We start from the raw sequence: 23,833 nt of genomic DNA on the forward strand, positions 1-23,833 counted from the left end.
GAGCTGACCAGTCTGCTGTTCGAGTAGGATCCAATCATCTAGGGTGGTTCTTGCAATATTAAACAGTTCACACGTTTTGGATTTATGCTGTGATTCTTTATAAAACTGCATGACTTTTTCGCGTAAATCGACAGAATATGTTTTTGGCATGATCCTAAATCTTAGTGTTTTTTCTATTGTAGCTCATATTGGATTTTTAGCTATAACTCCTCAACATTTTCAATATTTTTAATATTTACATGTTTTCCGTTTATTTTTATAATTTCTTGCCCAAAATTAACAGCATATATTGTAGGCTGTAATGAAATTGGAGAATTTTCTCGGATGTAAAATTTAACGTCAAATTCATACTCTTTAGTTGTTGTAATTGGAATTAAAGTTTTCTCTTTCTTAGGTGCCCAATTCTCTATTTTTTTCTTTACCTTATATCTACCTTCATTTGTATCTAAATAAATATCTGAATTACCAAGATTAATATTATTTATTAATTTAGGTTTATTTTCTTTTTCATAATAAAGTGTTTTTTTCAACTCTTTAAAATAGGTATCATAAGCCTTTAGTAATATTGGCTCCTTACTTGTATCTAATAGTTCAATATATAAATTTTCTTCCAATCGTAGATAAACCTTATAGATAACAACTGTCTTATCTTTATAGTTATTTAGTTGAAAACTTACAACACTAGTATCATAACCATATCCGCTTTTTTTAGGCTTATAATTATAAATTTCTACACTACCCGCTATATCTAAATCGGTTTTTCTAAGATAGTTTTCTAATGCAAAAGCCATTGCAAAGAATGCAATAAATATCGTAAAACTTATTGGAGTAGTTAATGCTTTTAATATTTCATCCCAATAACTTCCTTGCATATAAATTACAGCAATTACAAAACAAATAATATAAGTAACGAAAGCTAAAAAAATGAATCCCCGATAAAAAAACGATGCTTTAATCATAAAAATTCCCTTTATTTATATATGTTTATACCATAAAAAAACCACCCTTTCGGGTGGTTTTTCAATCTCGAACCGTCTCTTATTGAGCGCGGTTTTTGATTTTGCGGATCGTTTCCAACTGAGCAACAGTTTCTGCCAAGACAGCAAGTGCAGCAGCAGTGTCCAACTCGCTCTTTTGATTCGCAAGCAAAGCTTCAGCGTTTTTACGCGCTTCAAGAATTGCAGCTTCATCTAAGTTTTCGGCACGAATTGCAGTATCTGCAAGAATCGTAACGACATGCGGCTGAACTTCAAGAACACCACCCGATACATAGATTAATTCTTCTGTACCGTTTTCCAACTGAACGCGAATTGCGCCCGGTTGAAGCAAAGTTACTAATGGCGCATGGCCAGGCATAATACCCAACTCACCACCAGCACCTTTGGCAATTAGCATAGTTACAGTGCCAGAGTACAAAGACTCTTTAACACTTACAACGTCACATTGCATAGTCGACATGAGAATCTCCTAAATTAGGGAACTAATTAAAGTTTCTCAGCTTTAGCAATTACTTCGTCAATACCACCAACCATATAGAACGCTTGTTCTGGGATGTGATCGTATTCACCAGCTAGAAGACCTTTAAAGCCACGAATCGTTTCTTTAAGAGATACTAATTTACCAGGCGCGCCAGTAAATACTTCAGCTACGTGGAACGGTTGAGAGAAGAAACGTTGGATTTTACGCGCACGGTAAACAACCAATTTATCTTCTTCTGCAAGCTCATCCATACCAAGAATTGCGATAATGTCTTTCAATTCTTTATAACGTTGAAGAACGTTTTGAACTGAACGAGCAATTTCGTAATGCTCTTGACCAACAACTAGCGGGTCAAGCTGGCGTGAAGTTGAGTCAAGTGGATCGATCGCTGGGTAAATACCAGAAGATGCGATGTCACGGCTCAATACTACAGTTGCGTCTAAGTGAGCGAAGGTAGTTGCAGGCGATGGATCTGTTAAGTCATCGGCAGGTACGTATACCGCTTGGATTGACGTAATAGAACCAGACTTAGTCGATGTAATACGTTCTTGAAGAACACCCATCTCTTCTGCAAGCGTAGGCTGGTAACCTACAGCAGATGGCATACGACCTAGCAGTGCTGATACTTCAGTACCCGCTAGTGTATAACGATAGATGTTATCTACGAACAATAGTACGTCACGGCCTTTACCGTTTTCGTCTTTCTCGTCACGGAAATACTCAGCCATCGTCAAACCAGTCAACGCTACGCGTAAACGGTTACCTGGTGGCTCGTTCATCTGACCGTAGACCATTGCTACTTTGTCAAGAACGTTAGAATCTTTCATTTCGTGATAGAAGTCATTACCTTCACGAGTACGCTCACCAACACCAGCAAACACAGATAAACCTGAGTGAGCTTTCGCGATGTTGTTGATCAATTCCATCATGTTTACAGTTTTACCAACACCGGCACCACCGAACAGACCAACTTTACCACCTTTCGCGAACGGGCATAGTAAGTCGATGACTTTAATACCAGTTTCTAAAAGGTCAGTAGAAGCTGCTTGTTCAGCATAAGAAGGTGCTGAGCGGTGAATTGGTAAACGCTCTTCAGTCGCAACAGGACCAGCTTCGTCGATTGGGCGACCAAGAACGTCCATGATACGACCCAAACATGCTGTACCTACAGGTACAGAGATTGGAGCGCCAGTGTTAACTACGTTCAAACCACGCTTAAGGCCTTCAGTAGAACCCATTGCAATAGTACGAACTACGCCATCACCAAGTTGTTGCTGAACTTCTAAAGTAGTTTCAGTACCATCTACTTGGAGAGCGTCATAGATCTTAGGAACGCTGTTGCGTTCAAACTCGACGTCGATTACCGCGCCGATGATCTGAATGATACGACCGCTATTCATTGCTGTCTCCTCAATTCAAAATAATGTTAAACGGCAGCGGCACCACCAACGATCTCAGAAATTTCCTGAGTAATCGCGGCTTGACGCAGCTTGTTATAAATAAGTTGTAGGCTCTTAATGATCTCGCCCGCATTGTCAGTTGCTGCTTTCATAGCAACCATACGTGCAGACTGCTCACACGCGATGTTTTCAATCACGCCTTGATACACCACAGACTCGATATAGCGAACCAACAAACCATTTAGAAGCTCTTCAGCTTCAGGTTCGTAGATGTAATCCCAACCGTATTGACGGTTCAGATTCTCGCCCTCATCAGCCGCAGCCAATGGAACAAGTTGTTCGATCTTTTGATTTTGAGTCATGGCATTGACAAAGCCATTTGACACTAGATAAATACGATCTAACTCGCCTTTATCATAAGCGTCTAACATCACCTGTACAGAACCAGATAACTGCTCAAGACTTGGTGTATCACCGACTTGCGTCGTTGCACCAAGAACTTTACCGCCGTAGTTTTTAAAAAACGAAACCGCTTTTTGACCAATTAAAGCAAATTGAACTTCAATTGACTGCTCTTGTTGCTGTTGAACGTGTTTGACCACTTTCTTGAACAAGTTAATGTTCAAACCACCAGCAAGGCCACGATCTGAAGATACAATAATATAGCCAACGCGCTTTACAGGACGTTCAACCATATAACGGTGTTTGTATTCAGGATTCGCTTGAACCAAATGAGCAATTACACGGTGCATATTTTCGGCATACGGACGGCCTTGAGCCATGCGCTCTTGCGCACGACGCATCTTAGAAGCTGCTACCATTTGCATCGCTCGAGTAATCTTTTGCGTGCTCTTGATACTAGCTACTTTGGCGCGAATTTCTTTTAAATTTGCCATACGCTTAACCTAGTATTCGAAAGCCCTTTCGAGCTTCCGAAGGTTGATTCCGTGAACCAAACCGACACTAAATTTCAAACCAGTTGAAACTTAGTAAGTTTGAGTCGCTTTAAAGCTTTCAATACCTGCTTTGAATTGTGCTTCGATTTCTTTATCCCAAGCACCAGACTCGTCAATTTTTTGCATTAACGCAGCATGTTCTGAACGGAAGTAAGAAACAAGTGCAGCATCAAAGTCTACAATTTTCTTCACTTCAACGTCAGTCATATAACCTTCGTTAGATGCATAAATTGAAACAGCTTGGTCAGCGATTGAATATGGAGCATATTGTTTTTGCTTCATTAATTCAGTTACACGTTGACCGTGTTCTAACTGCTTACGAGTTGCTTCGTCAAGATCAGAAGCAAACTGAGCGAACGCTGCCAATTCACGGTATTGTGCTAAAGCGGTACGGATACCACCAGACAATTTTTTGATGATCTTGGTTTGCGCAGAACCACCAACACGAGATACAGAGATACCCGCGTTCACAGCAGGACGAATACCTGCGTTGAATAATGATGTTTCTAGGAAGATCTGACCATCAGTAATCGAAATTACGTTCGTTGGTACGAATGCAGATACGTCACCCGCTTGAGTTTCAATAATCGGCAATGCAGTTAATGAACCAGTTTGGCCTTTAACTTCACCGTTAGTGAATTTCTCAACGTAGTCAGCAGATACACGAGAAGCACGTTCAAGTAGACGACTATGAAGATAGAATACGTCACCTGGATACGCTTCACGACCTGGTGGACGGCGTAAAAGCAATGAAATTTGACGATACGCAACAGCTTGTTTAGACAAGTCATCATAAATGATTAACGCATCTTCACCACGGTCACGGAAGTATTCGCCCATTGTACAGCCAGAGTATGGAGCCAAATACAACATTGCTGCTGGATCGGCTGCAGCTGCTGCTACAACAGTTGTATACGCCATAGCGCCAGTTTCTTCTAGCTTGCGTACAACGTTAGCGATAGTCGATTGTTTTTGACCAATAGCTACGTATACACATTTAATGCCAGATTGTTTCTGAGCGATGATCGCATCGATCGCCATTGCTGTTTTACCAGTTTGACGGTCACCAATGATCAACTCACGTTGACCACGGCCGACTGGGATCATTGTATCAACTGATTTGTAACCAGTTTGTACAGGTTGATCCACTGATTGACGCCAAATTACGCCTGGTGCTACTTTTTCAACAGCATCAGTGAGTTTTGCATCAATTGGGCCTTTACCATCAATTGGGTTACCCAAAGCATCTACTACACGGCCAAGAAGTTCAGGACCAACCGGAACTTCTAATACACGACCTGTGCAACGCGCTTTTTGACCTTCTTGAAGGCTTAAGTAGTTACCTAAAACAACGACGCCCACTGAATCCTGTTCTAGGTTCAGTGCCATACCGTATAAGCCGCCGTCGAATTCGATCATTTCACCGTACATAGCATCTGCTAGGCCGTGAATACGCACAATACCGTCGGAAACCATAACAATGGTCCCTTCGTTCTTAGCGGTCGCGCTGGTGTCCAGATCGCCGATACGCTGTTTAATGAGCGCACTGATCTCGGATGGATTCAGTTGTTGCATTGCGCTATACCTCAATCTTTAATTAAGTTCAGTCTTCTATTACGCCGCTATTTTCAAGCAAAATTACGCAAGAAGACGAGTCCGCATTTTTTCAAGCTTGTTAAGCGCAGAATCATCTATCACTTGGTCGCCTGCACGAATAACAACACCTGCGATTAACGCTGGGTTCACTTCAACTTTCACATCCACTTTTGCATTAAAACGTTTTTCTAATGCATGAGTCAGTAGTTGCTCTTGAACTGAAGTCATTGGTAATGCAGATTCAATCACTACATCAACAACGTTGTTATTTTGTGATTTAAGCAGTTCGTACTCTGTGTAAATCTCAGGAAGAAGCGCCAAACGATTGTTTTCAGCAAGCAATGTCAAAAAGTTTGACACTGGTGCAGTTTGGTCTTCACCTAAAACTTTTGCAAAAAGACTCACCTGCTCTACAGGAGTTAGCTCAGGGCGACTCAAGTAAGCGGAAAATGCTTCATCTTGCACAGCAGCACTAAGCACTTGTAACACATTTGACCAATTGTCAGTTGCACCTTGCTCAGAAGCGAAAGCAAATGCTGCTTTTGCATATGGGCGTGCTAACGTCAAGAATTCAGCCATAATCGCCTCGCTTAAAGTTTAGCAGCCAGCTGAGTCAGCATGGCATTATGAGCTGCTTCATCAACTTGCTGGTTCAGAATTTTCTCTGCACCAGTTACTGCAAGAGCAGCGACTTGTTGACGTAATTCTTCGCGAGCAGCATTGATTTCTGTATCAACAGCTTCTTTAGCTTGTTGACGAATACGCTCACCTTCAGCAGATGCTTGAGTACGAGCTTCTTCAACCAATTGCGCCCCACGACGGTTCGCTTGTTCAATCAATTGAGCCGCTTGTGCTTTCGCTGCATCAATTTCTTGCTTAACTTGCGCTTGCGCATCAGCAAGATCTGCTTTCGCTTTTTCAGCAGCATTTAAGCCATCAGCAATTTTACGCTGACGCTCACTAATCGCATTGATTAGCGGTGGCCATACAAACTTCATGCAAAATGCGACGAACATCGCAAAAGCAATCGCTTGGCCAAACAATGTGAGGTTAATATTCATTGCAATTCCTCAAATAGTTGATTTCGGAATTTAGCGAATTAACCCAACAAGCCGATGAACGGATTAGCAAAGATAATGAACAAGCCAATACCAACACCGATCATAGGCACAGCATCAAGAAGACCCGCGATTAAGAACATACGAGTTTGAAGTTGTGGAGCTAATTCTGGTTGACGAGCAACAGCTTCAAGGAAACGACCGCCTAAAAGACCAAAACCAATTGCAGTACCTAAAGCACCAAACGCGATTAAAAGAGCAGCTGCAACAGCAGATAAGCCAACTACTAAATCCATGAAAATATCCTCAAGGTTGAGTTTAAATCAAACAAAAAAACTTTAGCCCAACTGCCTTATGCAGTCGAGCAAATATTAATTAATGCTTTTCGCTAGCCATACTCATATACACGATCGTTAACATCATGAAGATGAACGCTTGTAACGTGATAACAAGAATATGGAAGATTGCCCATGGCACAGACAACGCCCATTGAATCCAAAACGGCAATAACGCGATAAGAATGAAGATTAACTCACCCGCATACATGTTACCGAACAGTCGTAGAGCCAATGAAATTGGACGCGCAATAAAAGTTACTAATTCAAGAAGAATGTTGACTGGAATTAGAAGTGCTTTTAAGAATGGGTTACTTGGATTGAATGGATTGAGTGCAAATTCAGCACCAAAACCGACAAGCCCTTTCTCACGAATACTATAAAAAATAGTTAACGCAAATACTGATAACGCCATACCTAATGTTACGTTAGGGTCAGTAGTTGGAACGATTTTGAAGTAGACATGGTGAGGGTCCATACCAAATACGTGTGCACCAATCAATTGAGCTGTATACGGGATAAAGTCAACTGGGATTAAATCCATTGTGTTCATGAGGAAAATCCACACGAAAATGGTTAATGCAAGAGGAGCAATTAAACGTGATTTGCCATGGAAAGTGTCGCGGACACTAGAGTCAACAAACTCGATAATCATTTCGATTGCCGCTTGGAATTTGCTAGGGATACCAGCATTTGCAGCTTTCGCTACCATCCAAAATAATAGGCAGAAAATGATACCAAGGCCGATTGACCAACCCATTGAATCCAAGTGAATAGCAGTGAACCCCATCTCTTTCGCTTCTTCAGCAGTCTCAGCTAACTTCCATGTACCGTCTGGTGATTTACCATAGGTCATGTTCGTTAAGTGATGCTGAATATACTCAGACGAGGTAAGGGTATGTTCTTCAGCAGCCATAAATCACACCTGGTTAATGTCAAATACTAAATTAGAGTTAACGAACATCGCGTGCTGCTTGATATCTCGTTAATCTTCTAAAAAACTTTTCAATTTTTGTTGCGACTTCACTCATTTTGCTAGTCGTGACGCCCAAAACGGAGCGACCCACGTCATGGTCTGAACGAGTATAAAACCACAAAACAATGCTCCCGCTGACAACGGTTTAACATTGATCAAAATCAAAGTGAATCCAACAATCACTATTGCAAACTTACCGAGCAACCCTCGATACATGTTCGATAGAACCTGTTTCGAAGCTCTTGCACCTGCAGCTCGGAACGACTGCCATGAAAAATAACAACTGGCAAGCCAACATACGAGTGCACCTAATGCTGCACTCAAAGCCGCAGTCGAGTCTTTCAAGACCCACGCTATCAAGGCTGAAACAGGTATCATACATGCTTGCAAGATGACTAAAGCTTTCGCTAATCGTCGGTCAATCAAGCGACTAGTTCGGCTCATTTTTTACTCACTCACAGCATTCATGCTTGACAAGTTTAGCTGATGATTATTTTTAATCGCAGGCATTATAGAGTTACACCCCTGAACATGCAATCTTTTCCCGACCTAAGTCTGGTATAAGAAAATATAGATTGCTGTTGATTTATACAATTTCTGTTCAAATCTGAATCAATTTTGACTATTTCTAAGACAATTTTGTGCTTTTTTAGCCAAATCTTGCCATGCTTTTACGAAGTGTTGCTGAGCATTAAAGCTCTCATCAACTGCTTCAAAAGTGACATTTCCGAGCTTTTTATACTGACTTGAACTTGCACCTGCTTCAGCCAATAAGCACATTTTTGGCTTTGGTCGAGTGTCATTTAGGTATTTGATCTGCGCCACAGTCGGTGCCATATGTGTGTCTTCAGTCAGTGAGCCTGCAAATTTCAGATTTAAAGGACGCTCTAAATACTGATAGGCATCATGCAATGCCCAATAAGGTTGTGCTCGTGCTGGAGATTTAATCTGTTGAGATGCTGAAAGCATTTTTTGAGCAAATTGACGCGCATTCGACCAATAGACTGCTTTGTTTTCTGGATGCTGCTGAGATCTGAGTGCCGCCATGAAAAAACCAATACGCACTGCATTGTTCGGATCAAGCCATACGTGGGTATCGACTGTATTTTTTAAGGCAACACCACGTGCATTTCGCATTGGCAGAGTCTGAATAATTCCTGCATCCAATAAAGCAATCGAACTTTTATGGGTAGAGAGCACATTTGCTAACGGTGCCTCGTGTGCCTTGCCCAACCAAATCACCAATGAAGCCTCCTGAATCATCTTACGATGTGCAGGTGTCATATGAACATCATGCCCCGTTTGACTTTCTAACAACAATTTTGGCTCTTCTACACCTTGCGTAATTTCTTTAGCAATCAAATAAATAGGATGTGTAGACACCACCATGGGCGCTTGTGCCCAACTGGTCAGAGCGAATGTAGAAAGTAAAAAGAATGCAAGAATGCGTAGCATTGGGAGATATACCGATTCAGATTTCATGTTATATTATAACAAAATACAACCATTGCCTATGCCGTTCGTAAGTAGATCATGCTTCATGATATGATTTATTTATATTTCTTTATTATAAAATGTCTTGAGGTCAGTAATGAGCTTATGTTCGCACGAGCATCACGATACGTTACACGGTGTGCATGATCACCCAAATGTTCAAGCTCGCCTCGCTGAAGCTGAAACCATTTGTGCGACTTCAGGCGCTCGCCTGACTCCTTTGCGTAAGAAAGTCCTCGAGCTGATCTTAAATGCATCGGGTCCTGTCGGTGCTTATGATCTTTTGGCGAAACTCAAAGGTTCTACCGAACGTCCTGCTGCTCCACCGACGGTGTATCGTACACTCGATTTTTTATTAGAAAAAGGCTTTATTCACCGTTTGACGTCGATCAATGCCTATATCCCCTGCTGTCATCCTCGTGAGGGACATCAAGCTGCATTCTTAATTTGTAATGAATGTCATGCCGTTACAGAAGCGTCTGCATCAGGTCTGATTCAGCAATTAAATCTATTGGCTGATTCTGACCAATTTAAAGCGCATCACAGCATTATTGAAATTTCAGGAATTTGCCAACAGTGCTCGAAGTAAGCCACGAAGCTGCATTGATTCAACTTGATCAAATTAATGTTCGAATCGATGAGCGTGATATTTTAAAAAATATTGATTTCTCGATTGCTGAGAAAGAAATTATTACGCTCATTGGTCCCAATGGTGCAGGTAAATCAACGCTGATTAAAATCATTCTAGGTATTGTTAAGCCAAATTCTGGAAAAATTAAAACTAAAAAACAGTTAAAGTTGGCCTACGTCCCTCAAAAATTTAATCCCTCACATAGCCTTCCCTTACGTGTCAAAGATTTACTCGATTTAGAGCATTGTGATGCGACGATTAAAGCTGAAATTATCCGCGATACAGGCATTGCCAAACTAGACAATTCAAAGGTTCAGCAACTTTCGGGGGGTGAGCGTCAACGCGTGCTGTTAGCACGGGCTTTGTTGCGCCAGCCTGATCTATTGGTCCTTGACGAGCCAATGCAAGGCTTGGACATTCAGTCTGAAGCTGAACTTTATGACTATGTGCGTAGCCTACCTGAGCGTTATGGTTGCTCGATTTTGATTGTCTCTCACGACTTACAATGGGTGATGCAAGGTACGCAACGCGTAATCTGTTTAAATAAGCACATCTGTTGTAGCGGTCTGCCAGACTCGATACAAAACCATCCTGAATATCAGGCGATCTTTGGTACCAATCGTGTCTTTTATCAACATCACCACGATCACTGTGGTCATGGAGACTCTGCTACACCTTGCCAACATGATCCTCGTCCACACATTCACCCTGAACCGGAAGTCTAGATCATGATGGAATGGTTACAACTCCTATTGCCAGCATGGATCATGGGGACACTTTTGGTTTTTTTGACTGCGCCATTGGGCTGTCTGATGCTTTGGCGTCGTATGTCTTTTTTTGCAGATACCATGGCACATGGAACATTATTGGGTGTCGCCATTGCAGGGATTCTTACCCTCCCCCTCTGGGTGGGTGTGACATTTACAGCCCTACTTTTGGTAGGTGTGCTCTGGGTTTTACATGATCCTCGTTTGCCGAATGATGCTTTATTGGCATTATGTTCAGCAACCTTACTCTGCTCGGGTTTATTGCTCATTCAGCATTTACCTGCGTTAAGACCTGAATTATTGAGCTATTTATTTGGTGACTTACTCACTATCTCTTGGTCAAACTTACCCGTTTTTGCATTGGTCATCATCATTGCTTTAGTGGTTCTGTATAAAAACTGGAAAGCGCAGATTCAAATTGCGATCGACCCTGATATTGCCATCAGTGAAGGCGTAAATGCAAAATGGCAACGTTTGATCTTCATGATCCTGCTTGCATTATTTACCGTATTGGCCTTACGCGCTGTCGGTTCTTTGTTGATGGGGGCTTTATTGGTCATTCCTGCTTTGACGGCACGCTTACTTGCTCACTCTCCAAAGCAGATGGTCTTGATGGCGTTTATCGTGGCTCAACTGGGTATTACGATTGGTTTATGGTCAAGTGCAGGACTGAACATTGCGACTGGCTTGAGCATCGTACTCACCATGTCGATTTTGTTTGCTGTCATTTTTATCGTTCAAAAGTTTAAAAAGTAATGTCATATCCAACCACAAAAAATTTACAGTGCTTTTTGTAGGATAATGTTTTTCAAATAACAGAATCTTGCAAAAACAGCCCATGAATTAGACTATAAGCATTTAATTTTACAAACAATTCATCTAAAAACAAAATAACGCCACTTGCTTATAAAATCCGTCATTACACTTGGCAACTAGAAAAATATTACTGCAATTTTTATCTTGATACTCAAGTCATATTGAGCGTTAAAACATGAAAAAACTACTTGCTGCATCCCTTTTATGTTCATTACTTCTGCCACTAACATGTGCAGCCGAAGTAAAAGCAAAAAAATTAAACTCCGATTTAAAATTGATTAAATACCCATCGGGCGGTTCTGCGACTGTGGTCATTGAGCGTCCCATCGCTGAAGTATTCAATAGCCTAACCAATGTCACAGCATGGCCTCAGATCAATAAAGGTGTAACACAAGCCATCTCACCTGCGAAAGTTGACGTAAAAAAAGGAGCTAAATTCAAAGAAACCATTGCAAGTCCAATCCCAGGGATTCCCAATTGGACCAAGGAGCTTACTGTCGAAGAATATATTCCCAATAAGCTCTTTGTCATTTCAGGTATAGACACTTTTGCGGCCAAAGCCCCTATCTTCGCACGCCTCAAATATGAGTTTATTGAAAAATCTAAAAACTCAACCGTGTTTAAACGCTCAATTGAAGTTGATTTAAGCGATAAAAGTTTTATTAAAAATGCTACTCCACAAGAAACTGAATCTTTATATCGTTTTTTAGGATCGCAGTGGGAAATGGCAAATCATTTAAAAAATTATGTTGAAGAAAATGCAAAATAAAATCCTGTAATTTTAAATAAAACAGATTAGATCTCTTGCAAAAGTCGAAAACTGTACAAAATTAGACCATGAAATTAAGATTGAAAAAGCGCCTTCTGCTTTTGCGATAAGCTTAGGATCATGAGCATTTTAATATAAATCCTCTCCCCCAACCCTCTCCTTTAAAAGGAGAGGCAACTTCCAGTATGAATTGAATAGTGATTAAAATTTGATTTACACAAGAAGCCTATTGTTTCAACTGAAGTGATGACACTCTGTTTCAATGTCAGAATTGATATGAATTATGTTGCAAATTAACCCCTATACATCCATGAAATATATAATCCATATGCAGCAATCAAGACCAGAATCAAGCCACACAATGCTAAAACCTTTGGATAATGTTGACTTTTCGAGAGTTGATTAAACCCTAGATAAACCACTGACAACGTTAAAAAATCAAGAACAATCCACGCCACGACAAGAATCAATAAACTGACATTCAGATCTGGATGAATACCGACAAATTGCGGAAAGAACGAAGAAAAGAAAATGATATCTTTCGGGTTGGAAATACCGACTAAGAAACCTTTTTGAAGACCACCATCAATGGGCTTTAATGTTTCTATTGCTTGATCTTTTGAGAGTCGAACCTCTTTGAGAATTTCAAATCCTAAATAGCCAATATAAATACAACCTAAAATCTTAATCACGAGGAATAAGTTTTCATTAATACTCAACATGCCTTTTAAAATCAGAATCGATAAAGCAATGAGTATTAATGAGGCTAAATTCGTTCCTAGAATGGTCTCTAAAGCTTTGCGATAGCCGCCTTTAATTCCAGCACTGGCTACCAAGATCATCACTGGCCCTGGTGTGGCAATCATAATCACGACACTGACCACATAAAGATAAAATTCTAAATAATTCATGTCGCTCCACCTTCTAGATGTGTGGTTGGGTTAAATTTTTAACTCTAGAAAATATAAAATTATTGATGTACCAAACTGAGTAAACTTGCTGCGCCCGCAAACAAAACTGCAAAAGTTCGATTGAGATATTTTTGCTGTTTCGGAGATTTTAACAATCTTAAAACTTTAGCCGCTAAACCTGTATAGCCTGCCATCACGATCAAATCAATCGTAATCATGGTCATCCCCATAATGAGATATTGAGGCCACTGCGGTTGGGATAAATCTAAAAATTGAGGCAATACCGCCAACAGAAAAACAATTGCCTTTGGATTACTCATATTCACTAAAAAGCCGTACATCACCAATTTCGGAATAGATTTTTGTTTCGCATCGACAGCAATTTCAATGGTTTGAACAGGCGCTTTCCACTGCACATAAGCCAAATATAATAAGTAGCAGACACCGAACCATTTTATGGCTAAAAATGCCCATGGCGAAGTTGCAAGTAACACCCCCGCCCCTGCAGCAACAATACCAATCTGAACCACCAATGCCAGTTGTAAACCGATAGCATTCCAGTAGCCACGTTTAAAACCATAGTTTAAACCACTAGACATTGATGCAATTGCACCTGCACCAGGAGATATACTAATGACCCAACATGCAAGCATGTAGGCAAACCACATTTGGTAAGACATTGTTTAAATCAGTTTTGAGTAGAGCTTCAAATTATAAACCGATTTGACTCGGTTACCTGACCCATTTAATTTAAAAAATCTATAGATTTCCCTATTAAGGTCAAGATGCTTGATGCACAATAAGTGATAGCAAAGAAAATAATCGAGGAGCCATCGTTCAATGACAGCCCAATCTGTAATTTTACCATTACCGTCTAATCATGCTCGTTTTATTGTGATACGTTTAAAAGATCTGTCTATTGATGGTTTAAAAGAAAAGCTTGAACATTTATTCACGACACGTGATCGTTTGATCGCGCAACATCCTGATGCTGAGATCAAAACTGCTGTCGCGTTTGGCCCTGAGCTATGGTCTCGTTTATATAATCAAGCCCCTCAAGGATTTAAACAATTAAGTCCAATTCATGGTTTGTTTGAAATGCCTGTCGTACCTGCAGATGTACTAATCCATATCGCTTCTGCACGGAGTGACATTTGTTTTGCACTCAGCCAGTCCTTCTTTGATGGCATTCAAGATCAAGTTGAAGTTCTCGATGAACGTGTATGCTTCCGTTATTTAGATGGTCGTGATTTGACTGGTTTCATTGATGGTACTGAGAACCCTCAATTTCCAGATGATCGTGGCGAAACTGCTCTATTACCTGAAAACTCAGGTGTTTTCGCAGATGGTTCTTTTGTTTTTGCTCAGCGCTACGTGCATAATTTAGAGAGTTGGAAACGCCTCAAAGTTGATACTCAAGAACAAGTGATTGGTCGTACCAAACTTGAAAGTATTGAGTTGGATGATGATGTTAAGCCTAAAAATGCTCATGTGGCGCGTACAGTGGTTGAAGATGAAGAAGGTGAAGAGTTAGAAATCCTACGTCACTCGCTCCCATATGGTGATGGTAAAGGTGAACAAGGTTTGTTTTTTATTGCTTATACCAAAGATTTATCGCGTATTGATCAGATGCTGTTACGTATGTTTGGTACAAGTGGTGATGGCATTCATGACCGTCTAATGCACTTTGTTACAGCAGTCGATGGTGCGTATTACTTTGCGCCGAGTGAAGATTTGTTGGAAGACGTGTTGGAAGGGTAAAAATAAAGCCGGCGTTAGTCGGCTTTCCTAATATTACAATCATGATAGAATTACAAACAATTTATATCTTTATTTTCTAACGTTGTCTTATTAAATTGGGTTATTTTCTTTGACTTTAAACTTTTGTATGTAACATCGTACAGCAGATATCCTTGAGACATAAATGTATATTGTCCTGAAACTTTACCATTTACAATTTCATTCATCGTACGGTAAATTTCAGGCTTAGAATTTTCACCCATATCTTCCTCTACAATCTTGATTGATTTGGATATTTTTATGTTCTTTAAATAAGGATAATATTTTACATATTGTATATTAGGGTAGCCACTTGGTATCAGTAAAATTGTATTGTTATTTGAAAAACAATAATAATCATTACTTTTAGAATAACTTTGTGTACATGATACGAGAGCAAAATAAAGAAATAAAATTTTTTTCACAGTTCTTTCAACCTTTTTGCAGCTAATGACTTTGCAGCATCTGCACTGTAGCCATAACGCTTACGACTTATTGTATTACCTTTTTTATCCTTTGTAGTACCAAAAGGGTATGTTTGATCTTTGCTCATTTCAAGGAAACGAGTGTATCCATTTTTTGCCTCTTCTGTATTTTTTGTTTTGCCCTTTTTATTGGCCTGAGGATCATTCCACAATCCCCACCCAAAACTTTCACCCGCCTTTTTAGAGTAAATATAACTTTGTTCAAAAGAAGTATAATCATCTAATCGGTTTATTACTGTCTGTTCAAGGTTAGTACATTTTGCTATTTTAAATGCATCTACGGCCTTTTTATAATACGACAATCTATCATCAAATCCATTATATCCTCCATTAATTAATGCGCAGGTCGCAATTAGATCATTTTTTATAGCATGCGGTGTCAAATTCCCTGCTTTAGAATGATGCCAATACCAAACTGCGGACCCAACTGCATGTTTTTTTTCCTTAGCAATCCTATGTTTATTCTTATCAGTAAAATCTTCATTTACAGCCTTTCCATAACCTTCATAATTAGACTTATATGTAATCTGCATTAACCCCCGTCCTTTATAACCATCATAAACACTACTTTCTGGTTTTCCTCCTAATCCCTCTTCCAAAAGCCTATAACTACCAGTCTCATGCAAGGTATGAGCAATAAAATGTGCTTTCTCTAAACAGTTATTCATATTCAGTTTCTTAAATTGTTCATTTAAATCTTTAAGAAAGCCTAATGCTGTGGAACTGTTAGTTATTTTTTTGAACTCATCAGTTGTTATATCTCTGTTACAAGTACACTCCCCATCTTTTAAAACCCTACCAATATTTGGATCTCCTTGTGCTGTATTTCCATTTGTTACATCTACATCCAAATGTAGCTCAACTGGGGGCTCTTTAATTCTCTTTGCGAAATAATCTACAGGTTCTAGAGCCTTTCCATCTGGCTTAAAAACAGTAAACCTCAATTGCTGTCCAACCATAGCAACAAGCGGCATCTTGCCATTTGATATAGATAATATTTGCTTCTGCCCTGAACGCACCAAAAGCATTTCGACTTTTGTGTTCTGAACTACAAAATCACTACCATCCCGATCCAGTAAATGTAAAGTGGACGTACTCTTAAATTTTTCGTATGAATCATTTAATTTAATTATAATAGGTTGTATTGAACCATTCTTGGAATTAACTGAATCTTTTAAAATAAACTGATCACTTGGGTTAAGTACCAAAATCTCAATATCCCTATTTGGAGAAGATATTACTTCAACAATGCCTTCTTGATTAGTGTAACGCTCATAAGATGAAGCCCTTCCTTTAGGTCTTGATTTAACGGGAAAGTTAACCATAACTTTACCTCTACTATCAACAATCTTAAATAAAGTAACTACCGTACCATCTCTAGATTGCGACAATATCTTTCGCTGATATTCCTCAAGCGTTTGAGGTAATGTAACTGTTATTGGTGACTTAGTTGAGGATTGTATTAAGGTGCTTATTGTTTTTAAAACGATATAATTCTCAGCATTGGGCGGTTTTGCTAAAATTTCTACAATCCTATTAGGAGATGCTTGAAATATAAATAATCCATTAGAATCTGTTTTTTGACTATTAGCTCTGGATGAATCTTTATATCTTGACTGTACATTTAAATTAATCAAATAACGACCAGAACTGTCATAAAATTTAGCTGTAAGTGTGACTAAACTACTCATTTTTTAAGTCCTCTTCAGCATAAACATGGTCAAAATCCAATAGCGCATTAAGATCATCTATTTCGTCTATTAATTCATCTATATTTTCTTCCCCTTGCTCCTTTTGTTTTAATATTACATAAGGAGAGTTAAAGCCTAAAGCTATAAAATTTTCTGATTGTGCTGTATAGAAACGTAAAGAACTTATTTTTTTCTCATCATCTAAAGATCCTAATTTAGTTTTTAATAACTTGTCATTATTTTTATTTACAACAAAAATTTCTTTTTGACCTGATGAACTTTTTGTCCAATTATAATCTACTTGATTACTGAACGGAGTCTGTATCTGTGGTAAAACATATTTTTCAGAAATAATATTTGCCCCACCCGTAAATAAATGCTGTCCCGCTTTACTCTCAAACTTCCCACCGGTGGTACTAAATACACCACTGCCATTAATTTTGAGTTGTGAGCCACCCGCAGTGAGTACAATTTCTTTAGGACTGGTAATTTCGATCTTATCTTCAGTTGAAATAAGCTTGATCACCTTACGAGCAATGGCTTCAATGGCATCATCTTGAGCTTGTAGTTCAACTTTGCCTTTGGCTGCAAAAGCACGTAGGCCTTTTTGCGCTGCAAACAGACTAATCTTATCCTGCGCATGCCCAACGATATTTTTCTGAGCACTCAAGTTAATCGAACCTTGGGCACTCTCTGCAATATCCTGTGAAGCTTGAAGGATAATGTCCTCAGGCGTTGTTAACGCAATCCCATTCGGTGAAGCCAATAACATCAATGCCTGACGAAACAATCGACCTTGTTCTTGTTTTTTATTATCCGAACTACTTTCAAGGCCTTCCGTATACCCCTCCATAAAACCTTGTAAGGTACTTAATGCCTTGGCAGGTGTAAGATCTACACCTTTATTTCCACCACCAAATCCAGTACATGAAATGAGAAAATCTTCTGCATTTACATCAACACTGGAAATAGCTTTACTGACATCTTGAATCGCTTGGAATGGATTATCCTTTATACCGTTTTTAATACTTTCAAATTTTCCTTTAATTGAATCAGAGCCACGCTCTTGAACGTTATCAATAAATTCTTTTAAGTTATCAACGGCTTCTTTTGCATCTTCAAAATAGCTATTAAATTCATCAATAATCCCTAATGCATTTCCACCCAATTTACCAATATCTTGAATAAACCCACCACAATCTTTAAGCGCATTCAGCGGGTCGCTCGCTAAGCCTTCTTTAAATAAACTAACGGTAGATTGTAAGGCTTGCGCTTTATCTTTAATTTCTAGGGATTGAATAAATTTAGGCAATCGACTAATCACATTAAGTGCATCAGTCTGCTGTTTTACCGCAATTTCACTGAGCATTTTCATGCTCTGCTCGCCTTGGCTTAATAAGGATTGAGCTTGGGTCGCTTCTAAATGATCTGAAATTGCATTTTCCTGAGCATAAGTGGTAATCAGCATTCCTTTACCAGCACGAACAGCACCATAGGCATCCGTTCTCAGCTCAAATCCTTCTCCGCGCCCATCACTTTGCTCTTTATCTTTCGGATGGCTTAAGTTTCCTAAATTTAACTGACTACTTCCATGACTGCTTTGAAGCTGAGTACTAATCTGTCCCGTCGTATCATCGAAACGTAATTGGTTAAACCCCTGCCCACCCACTTCAGCAGATCGTATGCCACTAAGTTTTTTCGTGTCAGGTAGCTGACCTTTCACGTCGAACATGGTTTGATGTCGTTCTGCCTCGTGTAAACGCCCCACAACAAAGGGTCGATCCACATTACCATCGAAGAAGTCAATCACAACAATTTCATTCACACGTGGATGAAACCGCGAACCATAGCCCTCACCTGCCCATGAGGTGAGTACATCTACCCATGCCGAGTCTGTATCATTATCATTTGAACCTGCACCACCATCATGACCATGATCATCCGTGCGTGTGAATACAAAGCGGACTTTAATCCGCCCCCATTGGTCAACGTAGATGGTTTCCCCTTCAGGCCCCACCACTTTGGCACGTTGCGGATAAGCAACAGGTCGATGCTTTAAAGGATCATATTCAGGAACAATAGCTATGCCACGACGAACCAAACTTAGCTCATTGGATAAACGCTCATCAGATTTAGTGCGACTCCAACGACTCATATCGATCAATACTTCAATTTGCGCATTGATATCTTTAGGTAAATTGTTTTGATTAAAAAAGTGCTTACCTAAAATAATAAATTGACGATCGGAACCTTGATGCTGATCAATTTCTGGATGATCAATAAAGTCAAACCAATAACCGACATTCGCATCTCGAACACTACTGATCGCAGTAAAATACTTGGCTTGTAAATCTTGATATTGATTGAGCTGGGTATTGAGTTTTTGCAGTTGTGCGTTACTCGATGCGGTCGCTTGATCTTCGCCTTTCAGATCACTGACCCATGCAGGACTAATCGTCCATGCTTGTTCTAAACTCAAGGTTTCGTTATCTTGTTGATCGCTATGTTGATGATGACTGAGTTGAAGATCACCTTGATCTTGAGAGAGTAAATCCCCTTGCCAGCGTTGTACTTGTATTGCGGTCGATTGAATGGATCTTTGTGCAATAAAACTTGAAATGGTATCAAATCGTTCTGTTGCATTACTGCGATGAAAGCGAACTGTTCGACGATCCAAAGCCTCATACTGACTATTGTCATCAATCAGCCTTAATCTTTGCGCTTGAATCTCTTTGGCTGAAAAGGGAACGGTACGTTCAGCTTCGTCGACCAACCAATTGATCCCTTCACTGCGCCATAGTCTGGTTAAAAAATCATAATCCGACTCGTTGGCCTGCATGGTAAAAGGACGTGTATCGTAATCCCCTTTCAAACCTTGAGTTGATAAACTTAGACCAGCACTGAATAATGCACTTTTGGCCTGCCATTCCTGAAAAATAATTTCAGTAATATCAACCACGCTTTTAGACATGAACACACGGCTATTACGGCGTTTATGCCATAGAGATGTTGCATCTTCGACGGTCAGTTTATATAAAGTCAATGCCCCATCACTTTGACCTTGACTGACACCCGTCACAATACCTGTGGTCCGTGCCAGCTTTCCCATATCCGTGACTTGATCAATCGCCACCTGACAGCCAATGAATTGTTTTAATTGAATATGTGCATTGGTCGATAAACACAACACTTCGGCTTTTAAGCCCTGATTAATAAAGTGCTGTCCTTGGATACGTTGCACAAAGACTTGTGAATTCAGTGCTTCATTTGAAAATTGAATATGAAGTGCCCGCTTTTGTAGGCTTAGCCCCAAATGTTCAAGCATGGAATGAATATTATTGAGCATATTCTTATACTATTTTTATAGATTTTGTCGCATTTTACTCCTGCATGATTAAACTAGATGATTATAATTTGTTATTTTTTTATACCAAAAAAATAGGAATCAAATGATTGATTCCTATCTATAAAATTTTCAAAAAACTGGAAAGTTCCAGCAATTATTAAAAAGGAATACGCTTATAGTTGCGATATTCGGGTTTCCAGAAATTATCTTCGATACTTTTTTCGATTAATTCATCGCTCAGGGGTAATGCCACACCATCTGCAATTGCCGCTTTTGCGACTTTAAATGCAATAATCTTCGATACTTTTTGAAGATCATCCAAATCAGGCAACAGATCTGCCTCAATATCGTGAAGCTTAGGTGAACAATCAGCCAGAGCCAAACTGGATGCCATCAACATATTTTCAGTCACGCGGTTTGCTTCTACGGCAATCACGCCCAAACCAATGCCTGGGAAAATATACGAGTTATTACACTGAGAAATATTAAAGATCTTGCCCTGATAGTTCACAGGTAAAAATGGACTACCTGTAGCAATTAAAGCACGTCCCTCTGTCCACTGAATAATATCGGCTGGAACAGCTTCTACCTGTGAGGTTGGATTCGATAACGGCAATATAATGGGATGTTCACAATGGATTGCCATGGTACGAATAATTTCTTCGGTAAATAAACCGGGTTGACCAGATACACCGATCAGTACGGTAGGATGAGCATGCTGAACCACATCCAACAGTGAAATTATGCCTTCACTACTTGCCCAAGCCTCAACTGATTCCGTACGTTGTACCAATTTACTTTGAAAATCTAGCAAATTGGGTTGATTGTCTGTCAGTAAACCAAAACGATCCACCATATAAATACGCGCACGCGCTTCCGCATCCGTTAAACCTTCAGCAACCATTTGAGCAATAATTTGTTCTGCAATACCACAACCTGCTGAACCTGCACCTAAAAATGCCACTTTTTGGTCTTTAAGTTGCTTAGCTGCCGCACGACTGGCTGCAATCAAGCTCCCCACAGACACTGCTGCCGTTCCCTGAATATCATCATTAAAACAGCAATATTGATCGCGATACTTTTGAAGTAAAGGCATTGCATTCTTTTGTGCAAAATCTTCAAATTGAATCAAGGCTTTTGGCCAACGACGTTTAATTGCAGTCAATACAGCATCGACAAAATCATAGTATTCATCACCACTGATCCGTGGCTGATTCCAACCTAAATAAATCGGATCATTGAGCAACTGTGGATTGTTGGTTCCCACATCGATGGTAATCGGCAACGTATACGCAGGACTAATCCCGCCGCATGAGGTATATAGCGACAACTTACCAATTGGGATTCCCATCCCACCGATACCTTGGTCACCTAGACCTAAAATACGTTCACCATCCGTAATCACAATCACTTTGACATTTTTCTTATTCACATTTTGTAAAATGTCATCAATATGATCACGGTCAGGATATGAAATAAATACGCCGCGATGACGACGATAAATATCAGAGAAACGCTGACACGCCTCACCGACTGTTGGTGTATAGATAATCGGTAACATTTCCGACAAGTGCTTTTCAATTAAGTGATAAAACAAGGTTTCATTGGTGTCTTGGATATTTCTTAGATAAATATGCTTATTAATATCGTCATTAAAATCTTTATATTGCTTATAAGAGCGTTGGTGCTGTTCTTCAATGGTTTCAATCACATGCGGAAGCAAACCGTGCAAATTAAAATTTGAGCGCTCTTCTTCGGTAAATGCTGAACCTTTGTTGAGTAAAGGTAACTCTAATAAAGTAAAACCAGCATACGGAGTATATAGTGGATGCTTAATCGTTGAATTTGTAGATGTCATTTCCAATCTCAATTATTTGGCAAATCGCCCTTGCTTCAGCCTAGAATAAGACCTCAGGAATTTATTCATCTAAGAGCTTAAACCTATTTATACTGAATCTAACATTTATAAAATTGATAATGAATCTTACAGTATTTTCATAAATGATAATTTCGATATGTATTAAGCTTTATTTAAATGATGTGATTGAGCTTAGATGCCTGACCTTAAATAGTCTTTAACAAATTTAGGTTAAGGATTGTTTTGATGCAATTTTGAACTGTTTTAAAATTTATAATAATTTAGAATAAAACCAGATCAGTTCAAATGATCATCACATGAGACATTTTTGATGCAGATTTTAGATTCAAAAAATTATTCCATTCAATAACTTTTATAAGATGATTTCACAATGCATATGACCCTTAAAAAAATAAGCCTTATTTTAGCCTTTGGTTCAACAATCACCCTCACAGGCTGTCAAACGATTTCAGAGACATCATCCAAAGTCAGCAACAAAGCCTTGTCCATGATTGGTTTGGGTGACAAAGAACTTAAAGCACCTGAAATTGATAAAAAAGGTGTAGTCGATATTAGTAAAACCACTTTGGAACAAATCGAAAAACTCACCCAAAATATGCCAACAGGACAGTGGGTCTATATCGAGAATGATTTACAAGGGATCTACAACCTGCAAAACAAATCCAAAGATGGCAATATGCTGTTTTTACGTCTGAACTGTAAAAACCCAGCGCAACGTCCCGGCTTTATTTTGCACAACAAAGAAGGTCAAGAAATCTTAAAAGCGCATGATCCTCAAGCAGGTGCGGTTCAGTTTTTATTAGACAATAAAAATTATGGCAATCCATTTGATTTGGTCAATTTAAAAAATTATCCGAACTTTAAAACAGCCATCAAAAAAGCGAAAACCATCAAAATTTTTAATGCTTCAAAACTTTATATTTTTGACAATGGTCAAGCGGATCAACTTGATAAACAAGTGACGTGTAAAGAGTAAGTCCCCTATCAATCTAAAATTGCTTATAGATTAGATATTGACTCTGTAAGCAATTTTTAGATTTTAGAAAGCCGATTTATCTGTAAATAGTTCGTTTGATGATTTCAATTGATTCAGTTTTGAATTTATTGTCTGGCAATTTAGCATCGAGAAATGACTTTATTTCGGCATATGAACAAAGACACCGGTTAAACGTCGCATGAGAGGCAAAGCAACCAAAACAACCGGATAAGCAATCGCCCAAGAAAGCATCCATGCTGACAACCACTTAAAAGTAAAACCTTCTACAAAACCGAGGTTTAAAAACATATTTACCAATGAAATCACACCACTCATAAAGCATGACAAAAATAATGGTAACACCCACGCAATATTCTTCGGGGCAAGTTTAGGAATATTTCCAACGATTTTAGGTTGTTGTTCTGACATTTTAATAAGCTCAAACTCGAGTTTGAAAACTTTATTTTACAGATTATTGGTTGGAATGTT

General features: G+C 39.3%; 24 protein-coding genes. 6 read left to right on the top strand and 18 right to left on the bottom strand.

Annotated features, from left to right (window positions below):
- Positions 1 to 200 precede the first annotated feature (200 nt).
- The 11 genes from AC5YCE_RS03725 to AC5YCE_RS03775 form a co-directional block, all read right to left on the bottom strand.
- Complete coding sequence (locus AC5YCE_RS03725) at positions 201 to 959, bottom strand: hypothetical protein (RefSeq protein ID WP_496171103.1); 759 nt, start codon at positions 957 to 959, stop codon at positions 201 to 203.
- A gap of 79 nt (positions 960 to 1,038) precedes the next feature.
- On the bottom strand, positions 1,039 to 1,458 hold the full coding sequence (locus AC5YCE_RS03730) for a F0F1 ATP synthase subunit epsilon (protein ID WP_496126244.1): 420 nt from the start codon (positions 1,456 to 1,458) through the stop codon (positions 1,039 to 1,041).
- Positions 1,459 to 1,484: 26 nt separating this feature from the next.
- On the bottom strand, positions 1,485 to 2,879 hold the full coding sequence (atpD, locus tag AC5YCE_RS03735) for a F0F1 ATP synthase subunit beta (RefSeq protein WP_153373062.1): 1,395 nt from the start codon (positions 2,877 to 2,879) through the stop codon (positions 1,485 to 1,487).
- Between the two features lie 26 nt (positions 2,880 to 2,905).
- Entirely contained in the window at positions 2,906 to 3,775 is an 870-nt protein-coding gene (gene atpG / locus AC5YCE_RS03740) for a F0F1 ATP synthase subunit gamma (RefSeq protein ID WP_153389452.1), read from the bottom strand.
- Between the two features lie 90 nt (positions 3,776 to 3,865).
- Positions 3,866 to 5,410 (bottom strand): F0F1 ATP synthase subunit alpha, encoded by a 1,545-nt coding sequence (atpA, locus tag AC5YCE_RS03745; RefSeq protein ID WP_496171104.1) that lies wholly within the window; start codon positions 5,408 to 5,410, stop codon positions 3,866 to 3,868.
- Positions 5,411 to 5,473: 63 nt separating this feature from the next.
- Complete coding sequence (locus AC5YCE_RS03750; RefSeq protein WP_496126242.1) at positions 5,474 to 6,010, bottom strand: F0F1 ATP synthase subunit delta; 537 nt, start codon at positions 6,008 to 6,010, stop codon at positions 5,474 to 5,476.
- Positions 6,011 to 6,021: 11 nt separating this feature from the next.
- Positions 6,022 to 6,492: a F0F1 ATP synthase subunit B gene (locus AC5YCE_RS03755; protein WP_496126241.1), complete on the bottom strand. Its 471-nt coding sequence runs from the start codon at positions 6,490 to 6,492 to the stop codon at positions 6,022 to 6,024.
- 38 nt (positions 6,493 to 6,530) lie between these two features.
- Positions 6,531 to 6,785 carry a F0F1 ATP synthase subunit C gene (gene atpE, locus AC5YCE_RS03760; RefSeq protein WP_107008918.1) on the bottom strand — a complete coding sequence of 85 codons (255 nt, stop codon included), beginning with the start codon at positions 6,783 to 6,785 and terminating at the stop codon, positions 6,531 to 6,533.
- Between the two features lie 79 nt (positions 6,786 to 6,864).
- Entirely contained in the window at positions 6,865 to 7,740 is an 876-nt protein-coding gene (atpB, locus tag AC5YCE_RS03765) for a F0F1 ATP synthase subunit A (RefSeq protein WP_496126240.1), read from the bottom strand.
- Between the two features lie 111 nt (positions 7,741 to 7,851).
- A complete protein-coding gene (locus AC5YCE_RS03770; protein WP_496126239.1) occupies positions 7,852 to 8,244 on the bottom strand; it encodes an ATP synthase subunit I in 393 nt (130 codons plus the stop codon).
- 168 nt (positions 8,245 to 8,412) lie between these two features.
- The gene (locus AC5YCE_RS03775; protein ID WP_496126263.1) at positions 8,413 to 9,255 is read right to left on the bottom strand and encodes a metal ABC transporter solute-binding protein, Zn/Mn family; all 843 of its coding nucleotides are present in this window, start codon (positions 9,253 to 9,255) and stop codon (positions 8,413 to 8,415) included.
- 136 nt (positions 9,256 to 9,391) lie between these two features.
- On the opposite strand from AC5YCE_RS03775, the gene AC5YCE_RS03780 reads away from it, so the two are divergent.
- The 4 genes from AC5YCE_RS03780 to AC5YCE_RS03795 all read left to right on the top strand — a co-directional run bounded on the left by AC5YCE_RS03780 (position 9,392) and on the right by AC5YCE_RS03795 (position 12,277).
- Entirely contained in the window at positions 9,392 to 9,883 is a 492-nt protein-coding gene (locus AC5YCE_RS03780) for a transcriptional repressor (protein ID WP_496171105.1), read from the top strand.
- Positions 9,862 to 10,650, top strand: a complete 789-nt coding sequence (gene znuC / locus AC5YCE_RS03785) for a zinc ABC transporter ATP-binding protein ZnuC (protein WP_496171106.1) — start codon at positions 9,862 to 9,864, stop codon at positions 10,648 to 10,650. Before AC5YCE_RS03780 ends, znuC begins: the two co-directional genes overlap by 22 nt.
- 3 nt (positions 10,651 to 10,653) lie before the next feature.
- Positions 10,654 to 11,448 carry a zinc ABC transporter permease subunit ZnuB gene (gene znuB, locus AC5YCE_RS03790; protein WP_496171107.1) on the top strand — a complete coding sequence of 265 codons (795 nt, stop codon included), beginning with the start codon at positions 10,654 to 10,656 and terminating at the stop codon, positions 11,446 to 11,448.
- Between the two features lie 235 nt (positions 11,449 to 11,683).
- A complete protein-coding gene (locus AC5YCE_RS03795; protein ID WP_496171108.1) occupies positions 11,684 to 12,277 on the top strand; it encodes an SRPBCC family protein in 594 nt (197 codons plus the stop codon).
- Between the two features lie 293 nt (positions 12,278 to 12,570).
- Here AC5YCE_RS03795 and AC5YCE_RS03800 read toward each other — a convergent pair whose 3' ends face one another.
- Complete coding sequence (locus tag AC5YCE_RS03800) at positions 12,571 to 13,188, bottom strand: LysE family translocator (RefSeq protein WP_496171109.1); 618 nt, start codon at positions 13,186 to 13,188, stop codon at positions 12,571 to 12,573.
- Between the two features lie 59 nt (positions 13,189 to 13,247).
- On the bottom strand, positions 13,248 to 13,868 hold the full coding sequence (locus tag AC5YCE_RS03805) for a LysE family transporter (protein WP_496126233.1): 621 nt from the start codon (positions 13,866 to 13,868) through the stop codon (positions 13,248 to 13,250).
- Positions 13,869 to 14,028: 160 nt separating this feature from the next.
- On the opposite strand from AC5YCE_RS03805, the gene AC5YCE_RS03810 reads away from it, so the two are divergent.
- Positions 14,029 to 14,949 (top strand): Dyp-type peroxidase, encoded by a 921-nt coding sequence (locus AC5YCE_RS03810; RefSeq protein ID WP_496171110.1) that lies wholly within the window; start codon positions 14,029 to 14,031, stop codon positions 14,947 to 14,949.
- 50 nt (positions 14,950 to 14,999) lie between these two features.
- On the opposite strand, the gene AC5YCE_RS03815 is transcribed toward AC5YCE_RS03810, so the two are convergent.
- The 4 genes from AC5YCE_RS03815 to AC5YCE_RS03830 form a co-directional block, all read right to left on the bottom strand.
- Entirely contained in the window at positions 15,000 to 15,392 is a 393-nt protein-coding gene (locus AC5YCE_RS03815) for a hypothetical protein (protein WP_496171111.1), read from the bottom strand.
- Positions 15,389 to 17,143 carry a glycoside hydrolase family 19 protein gene (locus tag AC5YCE_RS03820; RefSeq protein ID WP_496171112.1) on the bottom strand — a complete coding sequence of 585 codons (1,755 nt, stop codon included), beginning with the start codon at positions 17,141 to 17,143 and terminating at the stop codon, positions 15,389 to 15,391. Before AC5YCE_RS03820 ends, AC5YCE_RS03815 begins: the two co-directional genes overlap by 4 nt.
- Positions 17,136 to 20,489, bottom strand: coding sequence for a type VI secretion system Vgr family protein (locus AC5YCE_RS03825; RefSeq protein WP_496171113.1), 3,354 nt, complete (start codon positions 20,487 to 20,489; stop codon positions 17,136 to 17,138). Before AC5YCE_RS03825 ends, AC5YCE_RS03820 begins: the two co-directional genes overlap by 8 nt.
- Before the next feature lie 157 nt (positions 20,490 to 20,646).
- Positions 20,647 to 22,347 carry an NAD-dependent malic enzyme gene (locus tag AC5YCE_RS03830; RefSeq protein WP_496171114.1) on the bottom strand — a complete coding sequence of 567 codons (1,701 nt, stop codon included), beginning with the start codon at positions 22,345 to 22,347 and terminating at the stop codon, positions 20,647 to 20,649.
- Positions 22,348 to 22,744: 397 nt separating this feature from the next.
- On the opposite strand from AC5YCE_RS03830, the gene AC5YCE_RS03835 reads away from it, so the two are divergent.
- On the top strand, positions 22,745 to 23,344 hold the full coding sequence (locus AC5YCE_RS03835; RefSeq protein ID WP_496171174.1) for a YfjT/YkfB family phage-associated protein: 600 nt from the start codon (positions 22,745 to 22,747) through the stop codon (positions 23,342 to 23,344).
- Positions 23,345 to 23,503: 159 nt separating this feature from the next.
- Here AC5YCE_RS03835 and AC5YCE_RS03840 read toward each other — a convergent pair whose 3' ends face one another.
- Complete coding sequence (locus AC5YCE_RS03840; protein ID WP_496126226.1) at positions 23,504 to 23,773, bottom strand: DUF2798 domain-containing protein; 270 nt, start codon at positions 23,771 to 23,773, stop codon at positions 23,504 to 23,506.
- Positions 23,774 to 23,833 lie beyond the last annotated feature (60 nt).

The sequence above is a fragment of the Acinetobacter sp. CY79 genome, from assembly GCF_059515845.1.